At 42.7% G+C, this 454-nt stretch carries 1 protein-coding gene and 1 pseudogene; one reads left to right on the top strand and one right to left on the bottom strand.

The genetic code is table 11. The features are described 5' to 3' along the window. Window positions 1-211 (top strand): annotated as a pseudogene (locus CYP26_RS10575) (endonuclease III); the annotation flags it as partial. A 32-nt stretch (window positions 212-243) separates the two neighbouring features. On the opposite strand, the gene CYP26_RS10570 reads toward CYP26_RS10575, so the two are convergent. Next, window positions 244-342: a hypothetical protein gene (locus tag CYP26_RS10570; RefSeq protein WP_258031436.1), complete on the bottom strand. Its 99-nt coding sequence runs from the start codon at window positions 340-342 to the stop codon at window positions 244-246. Window positions 343-454 lie beyond the last annotated feature (112 nt).

Genomic DNA, 454 nt, shown 5'->3' with positions numbered 1-454 from the left:
TTTTTTTTGGGTATCAAACCGGCTTGGTTTTAACCAGCCAAAAACCCCAAAACCACACTGGGATGTTCTAAGCCCTTGCTTTAAAACCCGCCTTGGCCAGCCTCCTCCAGGGATTGTTCTTTTTGGGCGCTTCACCTTTAAAGCTAAAAAGCCACTCTGCCACGAGTGCATATTAAGTGATCTTTGTAAGAGCAAGGATAAGGTGATATAGAAAAATTTGCTAGAAATTTCTAGCAAATTTTTCTATATCACCTTATCCTTGCTCTTACAAAGATCACTTAATATGCACTCGTGGCAGAGTGGCTTTTTAGCTTTAAAGGTGAAGCGCCCAAAAAGAACAATCCCTGGAGGAGGCTGGCCAAGGCGGGTTTTAAAGCAAGGGCTTAGAACATCCCAGTGTGGTTTTGGGGTTTTTGGCTGGTTAAAACCAAGCCGGTTTGATACCCAAAAAAAA

The sequence above is a fragment of the Campylobacter concisus genome (assembly GCF_002913225.1).
GTDB classification, from domain to species: Bacteria; Campylobacterota; Campylobacteria; order Campylobacterales; family Campylobacteraceae; genus Campylobacter_A; species Campylobacter_A concisus_J.
The sequence above is the reverse complement of the archived record's forward strand: the minus strand, read 5'-3'. Positions and strand labels throughout refer to the sequence as shown.